Origin of the sequence: Bradyrhizobium tropiciagri, from assembly GCF_001189845.1 — a bacterium.
Lineage (GTDB): Bacteria > Pseudomonadota > Alphaproteobacteria > Rhizobiales > Xanthobacteraceae > Bradyrhizobium > Bradyrhizobium tropiciagri.
Genome location: NZ_LFLZ01000007.1, coordinates 34,203 through 48,651, shown reverse-complemented (window position 1 = coordinate 48,651; position 14,449 = coordinate 34,203). Strand labels below are relative to the sequence as shown.

The 14,449-nt window shown below is 66.1% G+C and carries 5 protein-coding genes and 3 pseudogenes; 2 read left to right on the top strand and 6 right to left on the bottom strand.

Annotated elements, in window-relative coordinates; genetic code table 11:
* Window positions 1–7: 7 nt before the first annotated feature.
* The 4 genes and pseudogenes from AKN84_RS08140 to AKN84_RS08125 all read right to left on the bottom strand — a co-directional run bounded on the left by AKN84_RS08140 (window position 8) and on the right by AKN84_RS08125 (window position 6,324).
* Window positions 8–877 carry an NAD(P)-dependent oxidoreductase gene (locus tag AKN84_RS08140; protein ID WP_050420233.1) on the bottom strand — a complete coding sequence of 290 codons (870 nt, stop codon included), beginning with the start codon at window positions 875–877 and terminating at the stop codon, window positions 8–10.
* Window positions 878–880: 3 nt separating this feature from the next.
* A pseudogene (prfB, locus tag AKN84_RS08135) lies at window positions 881–2,011 on the bottom strand (peptide chain release factor 2).
* A gap of 205 nt (window positions 2,012–2,216) precedes the next feature.
* Window positions 2,217–4,718 carry a penicillin-binding protein 1A gene (locus AKN84_RS08130; RefSeq protein WP_050420232.1) on the bottom strand — a complete coding sequence of 834 codons (2,502 nt, stop codon included), beginning with the start codon at window positions 4,716–4,718 and terminating at the stop codon, window positions 2,217–2,219.
* A 265-nt stretch (window positions 4,719–4,983) separates the two neighbouring features.
* Window positions 4,984–6,324, bottom strand: a complete 1,341-nt coding sequence (locus AKN84_RS08125; RefSeq protein WP_050420231.1) for an N-acetylmuramoyl-L-alanine amidase — start codon at window positions 6,322–6,324, stop codon at window positions 4,984–4,986.
* Between the two features lie 705 nt (window positions 6,325–7,029).
* Between AKN84_RS08125 and AKN84_RS08120 the strand changes: the two are divergent.
* Together AKN84_RS08120 and AKN84_RS08115 are read left to right on the top strand one after the other, a co-directional pair.
* A pseudogene (locus tag AKN84_RS08120) lies at window positions 7,030–10,208 on the top strand (Rne/Rng family ribonuclease).
* A 98-nt stretch (window positions 10,209–10,306) separates the two neighbouring features.
* Window positions 10,307–11,539 carry an NAD(P)/FAD-dependent oxidoreductase gene (locus AKN84_RS08115; RefSeq protein WP_050420230.1) on the top strand — a complete coding sequence of 411 codons (1,233 nt, stop codon included), beginning with the start codon at window positions 10,307–10,309 and terminating at the stop codon, window positions 11,537–11,539.
* A gap of 13 nt (window positions 11,540–11,552) precedes the next feature.
* Here AKN84_RS08115 and AKN84_RS08110 read toward each other — a convergent pair whose 3' ends face one another.
* Together AKN84_RS08110 and AKN84_RS08105 are read right to left on the bottom strand one after the other, a co-directional pair.
* Window positions 11,553–12,887, bottom strand: a complete 1,335-nt coding sequence (locus tag AKN84_RS08110; protein WP_050420229.1) for a dicarboxylate/amino acid:cation symporter — start codon at window positions 12,885–12,887, stop codon at window positions 11,553–11,555.
* 185 nt (window positions 12,888–13,072) lie between these two features.
* Window positions 13,073–14,259, bottom strand: a pseudogene (locus AKN84_RS08105) (pyridoxal phosphate-dependent aminotransferase).
* Between the last annotated feature and the right edge of the window lie 190 nt (window positions 14,260–14,449).

The window sequence follows — 14,449 nt, the reverse complement described above, 5'->3', positions numbered from 1 at the left end:
GCCCCGCCTATTTCGGCCGCGAGACGATCTCGATCATCTGACCTTCGTCGCCGTCGGGGGCATGAGCCCTGGCCTTGTCGTAGGCGGCGAGCGCGGCGCTGCTCACGGGCACGCCGGGCAGCAGCGTCTCGGCCAGCCGCACGGCATATTCGGCATCCTTGTGGCGCAGCGCCGCCGTGAACGACGCGCCGGAGAAATTGCGGTCGATCATCCGCCTCGAGTGGCGGATCACCTGCGGGCTGGCGATCGCGCCGGTTCCCAGCGCCTCCGCCACCAACTGCATGTCGAGACCGGCCTGCTCGGCGATCGCGACGCCCTCGGCGAGGCTCGCGATCTGCACCGCGCCGATCAAATTGTTGATCAGCTTGAACACGGTGCCGGTGCCGACCGCGCCGAAATGGCGGATAGTGCTGCCGATCGGCGTTAGGAACGGCCGCGCCTTGTCGAGGTCGGCGCTGTCAGCGCCCACCAGCAGCGTCAGCTTGCCTGCGGCCGCCGCTTCGGGAAGCCCGGTGACGGGACAATCGATGTAGATCAGGCCGCGGCTCTGCAGCTCGCGCGCCATATCGAGCGTGTGCTGGTAGGAGACCGTAGAGCACTCGATCGCGAGCGTGCCGGCCTTCATCGTAGCCGCAGCGCCATCCTTGGTCAGCCAGACATCGCGCGACGCCGCATCGTCGGCGACCATGGTCACGACCGCATCGGCATCGATCGCGGCATCTTCCGGCGAGGTCGCCCATTGCGCGCCGCGGGCGATCAGGTCCGCGGCCTTGGCCTTGCTCCGGTTCCACACCGTGACCGTGAAGCCGGCGTCGAGGTAGCGGCCGGCCATCCCGTGGCCCATGCGTCCCAATCCGATGAAAGCGACGCGCGGCATGGGCTAATCCACATCCTCGACGGAGCCGGGCCCGGTGCCGAACGCACGCTGCGCCAAGGTCGCCGCCATGAATTCATCGAGGTCGCCGTCGAGCACGCCCGAGGTGTCGGAGGTCTGCACACCGGTGCGCAGGTCCTTCACCATCTGGTAGGGCTGCAAGACATATGAGCGGATCTGGTGACCCCAGCCGATATCGGTCTTGGCGGCCTGGTCGGCAGCCGCCTGCTCTTCGCGCTTCTTCAGTTCGATCTCGTACAGCCGCGCGCGCAGCATGTCCCAGGCCTGCGCCCGGTTCTTGTGCTGGGAGCGGCCCGCCTGGCAGACCACCGCGATGCCGGTCGGAATGTGCGTCAGGCGCACCGCCGACTCGGTCTTGTTGACGTGCTGACCGCCGGCGCCGCCCGACCGCATCGTATCGGTGCGGACGTCGGACTCCTTGATCTCGATCTTGATGCTGTCGTCGATCACAGGGAAAATCTGCACCGACGAAAACGAGGTGTGCCGTCGCGCATTAGAGTCGAACGGCGAGATGCGCACCAGGCGATGCACGCCGGCCTCGGTCTTCAGCCAGCCGTAGGCATTGTGGCCGGAGATCTGAATTGTGGCGGACTTGATGCCGGCCTCTTCACCCTGGGACTCTTCGAGAAACTCGATCTTGAAGCCGTGCTTCTCCGCCCAGCGCGTGTACATGCGCAGCAGCATCTGCGCCCAGTCCTGGCTTTCGGTGCCGCCGGCGCGGCGTGGACTTCGAGATAGGAATCGAACTTGTCGGCCTCGCCCGAGAGCAGCGCTTCCAGCTCGCGCCGGGCGACCTCCTTCTTGAGGTCCTTGAGCGCCTTCTCGGCCTCAGTAACCACGCCGGCATCATTCTCGGCCTCGCCGAGCTCGATCATGCCGACCTGATCCTCGAGCTCGCGCTCGACCTTGCCGATTCCAGAGAGCGCGTCCTCCAATGAGGTGCGCTCCTGCATCAGCCGCTGGGCCTTCTGGGGATCGTTCCAGAGATTGGAATCTTCTGCGAGCTTGTTCAGCTCAGCGAGGCGTGCCGTCGATTGTTCGACGTCAAAGATGCCTCCTCAGCAGCCCGACTGACTGCTTGATCTCTTCAACAAGGCGTTCGATTTCCGCGCGCATGGTCTTTCAGGTGTTGGCTAAAAAGGTTCCGGGGGATGTAGCGACCGGCGCGGCAAAGCGCAATCGGCTTGGCCGCACTATCCCGGCGATTTGGGTTCGTGGGCTGCTAGAGCCATTTCCCCGATTGCATCGGAACGGGGCTCTAGGTTTTTGTTTTGACGCGTTTTCTTCACGCGAACCGGTGTCCACTTCGCTCGAAAACGCTCTAATACAGTCCCCCGGTTCCCGGCCGCATGAAGAAGCCGCCATCCGGCTGGCCGCCGCTCTGCGACGGCTGCGGGCCGGGCGCCGGGCCGCGGCCGTCGGCATCGGCGACCCCGATGACCGAGTAATTCTCCGGCGGGGCGGTGCCCGGCTTGAAGGCTTCGAGGATGGTGTTGCCGCCGTCGCCCGGGCCGGCACGCATGCCGGTCTTGGCATCGACGCGGATCAGCTTGATCCCGGCCGGGACCTTGAACGGCGTCGGCGGCTTGTCGGCGAGCGCAAGCTTGAGGAAGTCGCGGGCGATCGGCGCTGCAACGTGACCACCGGTGGCGGTGCGGCCGAGATTGCGCGGCTTGTCGTAGCCCATGTAGACGCCGACCGCGAGATCCGGCGAGAAGCCGACGAACCAGACGTCCTTCTCGTCGTTGGTGGTGCCGGTCTTGCCGGCGATCGGCTTGCCGACCTCCTTCACCACGGTCGCGGTGCCGCGCTGGACGACGCCCTCCATCATCTCGGTGATCTGGTAGGCAGTCATCGGATCGAGCACCTGCTCGCGGCGGTCGACCAGCTGCGGCTCCGGCTGGCTCTTCCAGCCCCCGGGCGCGTCGCAGCCGCGGCATTCGCGGGTGTCGTGCTTGAAGATGGTATGGCCGTAGCGGTCCTGGATGCGATCGATCAAGGTCGGCTTCACCCGGCGGCCGCCATTGGCGAACATCGAATAGGCCGTGACCATGCGCATGACGGTGGTTTCACCGGCACCCAGCGCATACGACAGGTAGTTCGGCAGCTCATCATAGACGCCGAAGCGTTTTGCATACTCGCCGACCAGCGGCATGCCGATGTCCTGCGCGAGGCGCACCGTCACGGTGTTGAGCGAGCGCTGCAACGCGTTGCGCAGCGTGGTCGGACCATAATACTTGCCGGTCGAATAGTTCTCCGGACGCCACACGCCGGCGCCCTGCCCCTGATCGATCTCGATCGGCGCGTCGATCACCGTGGTCGACGGCGTATAGCCATTGTCCAGCGCCGACGAATACACGATCGGCTTGAACGACGAGCCGGGCTGCCGGTAGGCCTGCGTCGCGCGGTTGAACTGGCTCTGGTCGAACGAGAAGCCGCCGACCATCGCGAGCACGCGGCCGGTCCACGGATCCATCGCCACCATCGCGCCGGACACCTCAGGCAATTGCCGCAGCCGATACTGGCCCTCGACCGCAGTGCCGTCCTTGGTCACCAGCGGATCGGCATAAATCACGTCGCCGGGCTGCAGCACCTGCGACACCGCCGTCGGCGCCTTGCCCTTGGTCTTGGCCCAGCGCACGCCATCGATCGTGATGATGCCGGTCTGCCGTTCCTTGCTGACCGCGCCGCCGAGTTCGCGGCCCGGCTGGAAGCCGATCCGCGCCGACTGATCGCTGGTCTCCAGCACCACCGCCATCCGCCACGGCGAGATGTCGGAGAGCGATTTGACGTCGGCAAGCTTGACGCCCCAGTCGCCGGAAATGTCGAGCTTGTGCAGCGCGCCGCGCCAGCCCTGCGCCTCGTCGTAATTGACGAGACCTGCAACCATGGTCTTGCGCGCCATCACCTGGATCTTGGGATCCAGCGTGGTGCGGACCGAGAGGCCGCCCTCGTAGAGTTTCTTCTCGCCGTAGCGCTCGAAAATGTCGCGGCGGACTTCCTCGGCGAAATACTCGCCGGCGAAGATATGCGCGCCGTTCGAGCGGCTGGTGACGTTGAGCGGGTCCTTGCGCGCCTTGTCGGCGTCGGCCTGCTTGATCCAGCCGTTCTCCAGCAGGCGGTCGATCACGTAGTTGCGGCGCTCGATGGCACGGTCGCGGTTGCGGACCGGATGCAGCGCTGCCGGCGCCTTCGGCAGCGAGGCGAGATAGGACGCTTCCGCGATCGTCAGCTCGTTGACCGATTTGTCGAAGTAGACCAGCGACGCCGCCGCGATGCCGTAGGCGCCGAGCCCAAGATAGATTTCGTTGAGATAGAGCTCGAGGATGCGGTCCTTGGAATAGGCGCGCTCGATGCGCATCGCCAGCAAGGCTTCCTTGATCTTGCGCGCGAACGAGACCTCGTTGGTCAGCAGGAAGTTCTTGGCGACCTGCTGGGTGATGGTCGAGGCGCCCTGCGGGCGGCGGTTGGAGCCGTAGTTCTGCGCGTAGAGGATCGCAGCGCGCGCCATGCCCTGGTAGTCGATGCCGCCATGCTCGTAGAAGTTCTTGTCTTCGGCGGCGAGGAACGCGTTGATCACGAGCTTCGGCACCGCCTGGATCGGCAGATAGAGCCGGCGCTCCTTGGAATATTCACCGAGCAGCGCGCCGTCGGCGGCGTGCACGCGGGTCATCACCGGAGGCTCATAGTCCTGGAGCTGCGAGTAGTCGGGCAGATCCTTGGAGAAATGCCAGATAGCGCCGGCGACGGCGGCGACACCGACCAGGAACACGACGGTTCCAGCGGCGAACAGGAAACCCAAAAACCGCACGAGCAGGCGCATTATCGACGTTCCGTTCCTACCCTCCGGCGCTCAGTCGTCAGAAGCGCCTGTCCAAAAGTGCGAAGCCTCACACAACCAAGGCTCACAACCAATCAAGGCTCACAACAAGATCTGGCCCAGCGAGCCGTCTTGCGCATGCGAATAAACAAGAGCCGCCGGACAATATGGTCGATTCTGCGGACCTGCGGTCCATTGTCTATACCGTCGCCGCTGTGGCCAAACTAGGGCTTCCGCGCAACGGCCCGGGCTTTTCAGACGGCCGATTTCACTTTGCCGGTCCGGCAGTTGCCAGCCGTTTGGCGAAGAACGTGTCGATCGCCTGGACCATCGATCCGACGGCCTTATTCCGCCAGTTCTCGGACACCAGGTGCTCGAGGTCGCCCTTGTTGGAGACGTAGCCGATCTCGACCAGCACGGACGGCACATCGGGCGCCTTCAGCACCCGGAAGCCGGCCGATTTGAGCGGATGCTTGTGCATCCGCACCGTGGTCTTCATCTCGTCCATCAGCAGACGGGCGAAGCGGTTGGAGAAGGTCTTGGTTTCGCGCTGCGCGAGGTCGATCAGGATGTCGGCGACCTCGGTCGGCTCGTCGGTCAGGTTCACGCCGGCGATCGCGTCGGCCTTGTTCTCCGCTTCCGCCAGCCGTTCGGCCTCGGCGTCGGAGGCCTTGTCCGACACCGTGTAGATCGTGGCGCCCTGGGCATCGCCCTCGCGGCGCGGCAGAGCATCGGCATGGATCGAGACAAACAGCGCCGCGGATTGCGAGCGCGCGATCTTCACCCGGTCGTTGAGCGGAATAAAGGTGTCGTCGGACCGGGTCATGACCACGCGATATTTGCCCGACTTCTCGATCCGGTCGCGCAGCGCAAGGCCAAAGCCCAGCACCAGGTTCTTCTCCGTCTGCTCGCCGGACTGGGTGCCGTTGTCGATGCCGCCGTGACCGGGATCGATCACGATCAGCGGACGCGCGTCGGTGGTCGCAAGCGGCGGCAACGCCGCGGTGTTGACGGCCGGAATGGTCGCTGTGGTCGATTCGGAAATCGCCGGCTTCAATTCCGGCCGGCTCTCGGGCGCGAGCGATTGCACGAAGCTGGTGCGATCGACCTGCTCGAAATCCAGCACCAGCCGCGGCGGCTGGCCGTTGGCGGCATCGAGCACATAGGAATTGGCGATCTTCACCGGGCCGGTCATGTCGAACACGATCCGCGAGCCACCGGGCATCACGAGGCCATAGCGGAACGCCTTCACCAATCCCCGCGCCGCCGAGCCGGTGCCGGCGGCGAGCTGGAAATTGACCTGCGGGATATCGACCACCACACGGTACGGGTCGGCGAGCGGGAAGGCGCGAAACTCGATCTTGCGGTCGAGATCGAGGATGAATCGGGTCTGCTTGTCGTCGCCGGCGAGCCTGGCGCCGGACGCGACCGGGAAATTCGGGGCGTCAGCTGCGGAGGAAGTGGCGGCCGGGGCGCTTGTGGCGGGCGCAGACTGGCCAGCCTGCGGTCCTTCAGCCGCGCTTGGGGCGCTGACCACGGCAAACACCGATGCTGCAGCGCACAACAGCCCGCATCCCAGAAAAACAAGGTGTTTTGCGCGGTTCTCCACCCGATTCGAAGCCTCCCAGCTGCTTCTTACCGCATTAGAACCACACGGTTAATCGCACCCTAATGACGCCAGGGCGAAAAGAACCGAGTGTTGCGGCGGCGTGACGCTTCCCTTGCACGCGACGGGCAATCCACGTATGTACGGAGTGCTGACGGCTAGTACTCCCGGTTGTGTCGCGTTCAGCCTCTTGGTGCAGCGGTGGAACCTTCCAAGTCGAAGATCCCGCCGTGTTTTTCCGGTCCCTCCCCAGCCAGCGCCGCGCGCGGCTGACACGGAGTGGCGGATTCAAGCCCGAGCGGCGTCCGGTCCCAGACACACTCCCTCGCCAGAGGGACGGTTTGAGACACGGCGTAACCGATTATCCGGTCCCTTGGGGCCTCGATATGCGATGGCCGGCAGGCGCTTCGGCGCCGGACGGGGCTTTCAGCAAAAGATACGGCGGTCAATTTCGCCGCCAACATGTTTAGACGGGCCGACGCTTAATGCGCCAGACTGTATTGCCGACCAGGATCCCCCGAATGATCGCGCTGACGCGAGGTGAAAACGTCGCCCGTCGCATCATCCCGGTGAGTTCCCGTCCGGCGCTGCGCCGCGAGACGCGTTTTGGCCTTCCCCTCACCCCCGAATCAGGTGGACCGTCGCGTCACCGGGCGGCGCAGTTTGCGCGCGCCATGATCCGCGCCCGCCGCCGTCAAGAGCTCCAAAATGCCCAACAAGATGTTGATCGATGCCACCCACCCGGAAGAGACCCGGGTCGTTGTGGTCCGTGGCAATCGTGTCGAAGAGTTTGATTTCGAGACCGCCCAGCGCAAACAACTGCGCGGCAATATTTACCTCGCCAAGGTCACGCGCGTAGAGCCGTCGCTGCAGGCTGCCTTCATCGAGTATGGCGGCAACCGGCACGGCTTCCTGGCCTTCAGCGAAATCCATCCCGACTACTATCAGATCCCGGTCGCCGACCGTCAGGCGCTGATCGAAGCCGACGAGCGCGCCCATCGCGAGGCCGAGGAAGAGCATGAGAACCGCGGCCACCGCCGCCGGTCGCGCCATCGCAATGCCCGCCGCCGCGGCCACGGCGACCGTGTCCAGAGCGAGGTGATCGAAGGCGCCGGCGACGCGCAGGCGCAGCCGGCGATCGAGGCCCACGAGCACCCGGTCGACGCCGAGCATCACGAACATGGCGTGGTCGCCCACGAAGGTCACGAGCATGAGGCGCATGAGCATGCGCATCATGAGGACCATGAGCACCACCACGATCATGATCATGGCCACGACGATCGTGGCCACGATGAACATGGCCACGACGAACACGATCACGACCATGATGACCATGATCATGCGCACGATCACGACCACGACCCGGTCGTGAACGAGGCGCCAGCCGCCGACGCCCCGTCCGACCCCGTCGTCGCGGTGGTCGAAGCCTCTATCGCGTCAGCCGCGCCGGAGACCTTCGAGCCCGCCGAGGTCAATCATGAGCCCGAGCGGGCCCATGAGGAGCAGGTCGAGGAAAACGCCGCGCATGCCGACGACGCACCGCATGTGGCTGGCGACGAAATCCACGCCGCTGCCGATGAGCATGCGGTCGCCGAATACGCCCAGTTCGCGGAAGTGGCCGCGCCCGAGGCCGTACCTGGCGATGAGGCCGGCGAAGATGACGACGAGGACGACGGCGAAGAAGGCGAGGAAGAGGATGTCGTCGAGTCCGTCGGCGGCGACGATGTGCTCGAGGAGGTTCCGGAGCGCCCGTTCCGCCCCCGCCGCCAGTACAAGATCCAGGAAGTGATCAAGCGCAGGCAGGTGATGCTGGTGCAGGTCGTCAAGGAAGAGCGCGGCAACAAGGGCGCCGCGCTGACCACCTATCTCTCGCTCGCCGGCCGCTACGCCGTGCTGATGCCCAACACCGCGCGTGGCGGCGGCATCAGCCGCAAGATCACCTCGGCCCAGGACCGCTCCCGCCTGAAGGAAGTGGTGCAGGACCTCGACGTGCCCGAGGGCATGGGGATCATCCTGCGCACCGCCGGCGCCTCGCGCAGCAAGCCGGAGATCAAGCGCGACTTCGAGTACCTGATCCGGATGTGGGAAACGGTGCGCGACCTGACGCTGAAGTCGCAGGCGCCGACCCTGGTCTACGAGGAAGGCTCGCTGATCAAGCGTTCGCTGCGCGACCTCTACAACAAGGAGATCGACGAGATCCAGGTGGCGGGCGAAGCCGGCTACCGCGAAGCGCGCGACTTCATGAAGATGCTGATGCCGGCCAATGTGCGCGCGGTGAAGCAGTATCGCGACGGCCAGCCGCTGTTCTCGCGCATGGGCGTCGAAAGCCAGCTCGACGCGATGTTCTCGCCGACCGTGCAGCTGCGCTCCGGCGGCTACATCGTGATCAACCAGACCGAGGCGCTGGTCTCGATCGACGTCAACTCGGGACGAGCGACACGCGAGCACCATATCGAGGACACCGCGCTCAAGACCAATCTGGAGGCCGCGGAAGAAGTCGCGCGTCAGCTGCGCCTGCGTGATCTCGCGGGCCTGATCGTCATCGACTTCATCGACATGGACGAGAAGCGCAACAACCGTGCGGTCGAGCGCAAGCTGTCCGACTGCCTGCGCCAGGACCGTGCGCGGATCCAGGTCGGCCGCATCTCGCATTTCGGCCTCCTGGAAATGTCGCGCCAGCGCATCCGCGCCAGCATGCTGGAGAACTCGACCGAGCCCTGCCCGCAATGCGGCGGGTCCGGCCACGTCCGCTCGGTCTCGTCGGTGGCGCTGCAACTGCTGCGCGGCATCGAGGAAATCCTGATGAAGGGCGCGACCCACAATCTCGTGGTCCGCACCCGCACCGACGTCGCGCTCTACGTGCTCAACCACAAGCGCGGCCATCTGCGCGACCTCGAAGACTCCTTCCGCGTCTCGCTGTCGGTCGTCGCCGACGCCACGGTGCACGGCCAGCAATCCTACGTCATCGATCGCGGCGAGCAGGTGCATACGCTCGAAGCCGCCAAGGCGCTGCTTGCGGCGCAGGCGGCCGCCGCGCCGTCGCAGGCCGAAGAGGTCGATGACGAGGAAGAACTGTTCGAATACGAGGCCGAGGTCGAGACCGACGAGACCGAAGCTCGCCGACGACCGGGCGGCCGGCGAGGAATCAGGCGCCGCCGAGGGTGAAGGCGACGGCCAGCGCCGCAAGCGCCGCCGCCGGCGCCGCGGCCGCGGTGGCGAGGCGCGTGACGGCGCTCAGCAGCCGCGCGAGGACGGCGATCTGATGCATGTCCTGCCCGAAGGCGCCGAGGCGGTAGCCGCCTCGGATGCCGAAGGCGATGAAGATGAGGGCGACGAAGCGCAGGGCGCAGCCCGCGACGACCAGGCCGCCAACGGCGATCGCCGTCCGCGCCGCCGTGGACGCCGTGGCGGCCGCCGCCGGCGCGGCAGCGGCGGGCCGGATGACGGTCTTGCCGGATCGATCTCCGACGAACTGAGCCCGGCGGCAGCGCCCGAGGCCAGCGATGCGGTCGCCGATTTCGACAGCCATGACACGGAGCCGGCGCCCTCGCTCGCGCAGCCCGAACTGGTCGCGCAGCCGGCGGAATGGCAGCCGGTCGAGGCCGCACCCGTCGAGGCGATCGCAGTGCCGGAGCCGGAAACCGTGGCAGCGCCTGCCGCTGAGGACACGGCCGCCGAAAGCGACCGCGCGCAGCGCCGCCGTTCGACGGTGCGCGAAAAGGTCAGCTTCGCGTCGAGCCCGCAACCCGAGGCACCGGCGCTGGTCCAGAGCCCGGCGGAGCAAACTGCCCCCGCCCCTGAACCTGCAGCTTCTGCGCCGGAGCCCGCTGCGGCCGAGGCGCCGGCCCGCAAGCTGGTGGTCGCGCCGCTTCGGCGGCGGCAACTAGCGCAACGCGCAAGTCAAAACGCCCGGTTTACGCCGGGCGTTTTTATTGGACAGGCAATCCGTTCGTCAGGCGCACGGAGCCTGACGGAGACGGATGCAATGCAAAGCGCGATCGTTCTTGGCGGCGGCATGGTGGGCGTCAGCACGGCGCTGCACCTGCAGCGCCGCGGCTGGTCAGTGACGCTCGTCGACCGCAAGGAACCGGGCCGCGAAACCAGCTACGGCAATGCCGGCATCATTCAGAGCGAGGCGGTGCGGCCCTATCCGATGCCGCGCGATCCGGCGACGCTCGCGAGGATCGCGATGGGACGCACCAACGACGTGCGCTATCGCCTGGCCTCGCTGCCGCAGCACGCCGGTCCGCTGCTGCGCTACTGGTGGAACTCGACGCCCGAGCGGCACCGCGAAGCCACCCTCGCCTGGGCGCGCCTGATCGCCTACGCCACCGCGGAGCACGACACGCTGATCCGCGATGCGCATGCCGACAATCTGATCCGCCGCGCCGGCTATCGCCTGCTGCATCGCGATCCGGTTGCGCTCGAGCAGGCGATCGCGGTCGCCGAAGAGAACCAGCGTGACTTCGGCGTGCAGTTTCGCGTGCTTGACGGCAAGGCGCTCGCCAAGGCGGAGCCCTTGCTGCGTGACGACCTGCCCGGCGCCATTCACTGGCTCGGGCCGTGGACCGTGTCGGACCCCGGCGGGCTGGTGTCCGCCTATGCCGGCCTGTTCGAGCGTCTCGGCGGGACGCTGCTGCACGGCGATGCGCGGACGCTGACGCAGACGACGTCCGGCTGGTCGGTCGACACCACCGGCGGCCGGATCGATGCCGCCAACGTCGTCGTCACGCTCGGGCCGTGGTCGCCACAATTGCTGCGCAAGTTCGGCTACCGGATTCCGCTGGTGCGCAAGCGCGGCTACCATATGCACTATCAGGGCGGCCGCTCGCTCGACCTGCCCTTGGTCGACACTGCGAACGGATACGCGATGGCGCCGATGGCCAAGGGTATCCGCATCACCACCGGCGCGGAGCTGACCAGTCCCGATGCGCCGGCGACGCCGATCCAGCTCGGTTACGCGGAAGCTGCCGCGCGCGAGCTGATCGAGATCGGCAGCCGGGTCGAGCCCGAGCCGTGGTTCGGCACCCGCCCCTGCACCACCGACATGCTGCCGGTGCTCGGGCCTGCGCCGCGCCATCGCGGACTGTGGGTCAATTTCGGTCACGGCCATCAGGGCTTCACGCTCGGCCCCGCAACGGCGCGGGTGCTGGCCGAAACGATGAACGGCGAGGCATCCTCGGTGGACACCTCGCCGTATCGGTTAGACCGCTTCTAGCCGCGGACGCGGATCAATCCGTCGTCAGCGCGGTCTCCATGTCGGTCGGATCGATCTGCCTTGAGAGATTGGCATTGAGCTTATCGCGGTCGAGCTCGCCCTCCCACCAGGCGACGATCACGCAGGCGACGCCGTTGCCGCACAGATTGGTCAGCGCGCGGCACTCGCTCATGAACTTGTCGATGCCGAGCACGATCGCCATGCCCGGCACCAGCCGCGGATCGACCACCGCAAGCGTCGCGGCCAGCGTGATGAAGCCCGCGCCGGTGATGCCGGACGCGCCCTTCGAGGTCAGCATCGCCACGACCAAGATCGTGAGCTGCTGGCTGAACGAGAGGTCATAGCCCAGCGCCTGCGCGATGAACAACGTCGCCAGCGTCATGTAGATGTTGGTGCCGTCGAGGTTGAACGAGTAGCCCGTGGGCACCACGAGACCGACCACGGATTTCGAGCAGCCGAGCCGTTCGAGCTTCTCCATCAATGATGGCAGCGCGCTCTCGGAGGACGAGGTGCCGAGCACGATCAGGAGCTCGTCCTTGATGTAGGCCAGGAACTTGAAGATCGAGAACCCGGCGATCCGCGCGATGATGCCGAGCACCACGAACACGAACAGCGCGGCGGTCAGGTAGAACGTCGCGATCAACCCCATGAGGTTGAGGATCGCGCCGGTGCCGAACTTGCCGATGGTGAAGGCCATCGCGCCGAATGCGCCGATCGGCGCCGCCCGCATCACGATCGAGATCACGCCGAACACCGCATGCGCGGCATCGTCGATGAACGAGCGGATGGTGTGGCCGCGCTCGCCCAGCCCCATGATCGCAAAGCCGAACAGCACCGAGAACAGCAGCACCTGCAGGATCTCGCCCTGCGCGAAGGCGCCGACCACGGTGTCCGGAATGATATGCAGCACGAAGTCGACGCTCTTCTGCGCCTCCGCCTGCTTGGCATAATTGGCGACCGCCTGCGCATTGGCCGCCGCGCTGCCGAAGCCCGCACCCGGCTTCACCAGATTGCCGATCAGCAACCCGATCACCAGCGCGAAGGTCGAGACCACCTCGAAATAGACCAGCGCCTTGACGCCGATGCGGCCGACCTTCTTGGCATCTTGTATATGCGCGATGCCCGAGACCACCGTGCAGAAGATGATCGGCGCGATCACCATCTTGATCAATTTGATGAAGCCGTCGCCGAGCGCCTTGATCCAGTCGTTGGTGGCAAGCTGCGGCCAGAACGCGCCAACCAGCGCGCCGAGCACGATCGCGATCAGGACCTGGACATAGAGAATTTTGTACCACGGCTTGCTGCCGGCAGGCGCCGGTGAAGCCGTGGCAACGGTTACCGTTGCCATGTGTCACTCCCCCTCAGAAATGGCGGAAATAGCCAAGATCAACTTGGCCGTTCAAGTCAAATGGAACTGTGCGGGCCCTGCCGTTTATCCGCGGCGATCTGTCGCGTCCCGCGCCGCCGAAACACGGCCTGGCGCTTGCGAAACCAATCTAGCCGACAAGGCGGAGGGCTCTTGAAGATTGCGGGCTATTTAAGCCAATGCGCGATCCGCGCAACTGCTTCCTGCATCTCCGCCGCGGAGCGCGCATAGGAAATCGGATGAAGGCGCGGCCGTGGATCGGATCGAAATCGACGCCCGGGGTCGCGGCGACCTGCGCCTTCTCGAGCATCTCGCTGGCGAAGGCGAAGCTGTCGGAGGTGAAGTCGGAGACGTCGGCATAGAGATAGAATGCGCCGTCGGCCGGCAGGAACTTGGTCAGCCCGGCCTTCGGCAGGCCTTCGATCAGGATGCGGCGGTTCTCCTGATAGCCGCGCTTGATCGCCTCCATCTCCTCGCGGCCGTCGAAGGCCGCTTCGGCGGCGATCTGCGACAGGGTCGGCACCGAGATCGACAGGTTCTGCTGCAGCCGCTCGATCGGCCGCACCAGCACGTCGGGCACCACCATCCAGCCGACGCGCCAGCCGGTCATGCAGAAGTACTTCGAGAACGAGTTGATCACGAGCGCGTTCGGCGATAGCTCCGCCGCGGTCACCGCGGGGAATGCGTAGTCGAGGCCGTGATAGATCTCGTCGGAGATGAAGCGGATGCCCGCGCTGTCGGCGGCCGCCATCAGGCTCGACAGCGCCTCGCGCGACATCATGGTGCCGGTCGGGTTGGCGGGGCTGCCGACCAGCACGCCCTTCAGCGGTGCCTTGCGATGGGCTGATAGCAGCGCCTCGCCGGTCAGCGCATGGCGGGTGTCGCCTGAGGTCTCGATCAGCACCGGCTCGCAGCCGAGCGCAGTCAGGATGTGCCGGTACGGCGGATAGCCCGGCACGGTGACCGCGACCCGGTCGCCCGGCTCGAACATCGCAAGGAACGCCAGGATGAACCCGCCGGACGAGCCGGTCGTGACGATGATGCGCTCGGCATCGACCACGCAGCCATACGTGTCGCGGTAATGCCAGGCGATGCGCGCGCGCAGCGAGGGAATCCCGAGCGCCGAGGTGTAGTCGATCCGCCCGCCGGCAAGCGCAGCCTGCGCGGCCGCGATCGCCTGCTTCGGCGCGCCCTCGGCGGGCTGCCCCACCTCCATGTGGATGACATGGCCGCCCGCGGCCTCGATTCGCGCCGCGGCGGCCATCACGTCCATCACCATGAACGGCGGAACATCGCTCCGCCCGGACGCTGTCAAAAGGCTGCTCACACGGTCTCTCGCTGTCGCTTCAAGCATGGATTTCTGCTATTGCACGGCCGCGGCCGGATTTGGGTTCCCGTGATCTGCGACCGCCCCAGACTGGCCGCATTCGGTGGCTCCTTATACCGCTTTCAGGCCAGGTGAATACCCCAAGTGAATACCCGGTTCGCGTGAAGAAGAACTGCAAAAACAACAGACTGCGCCACGCGCACGATCCGGTCGGCCC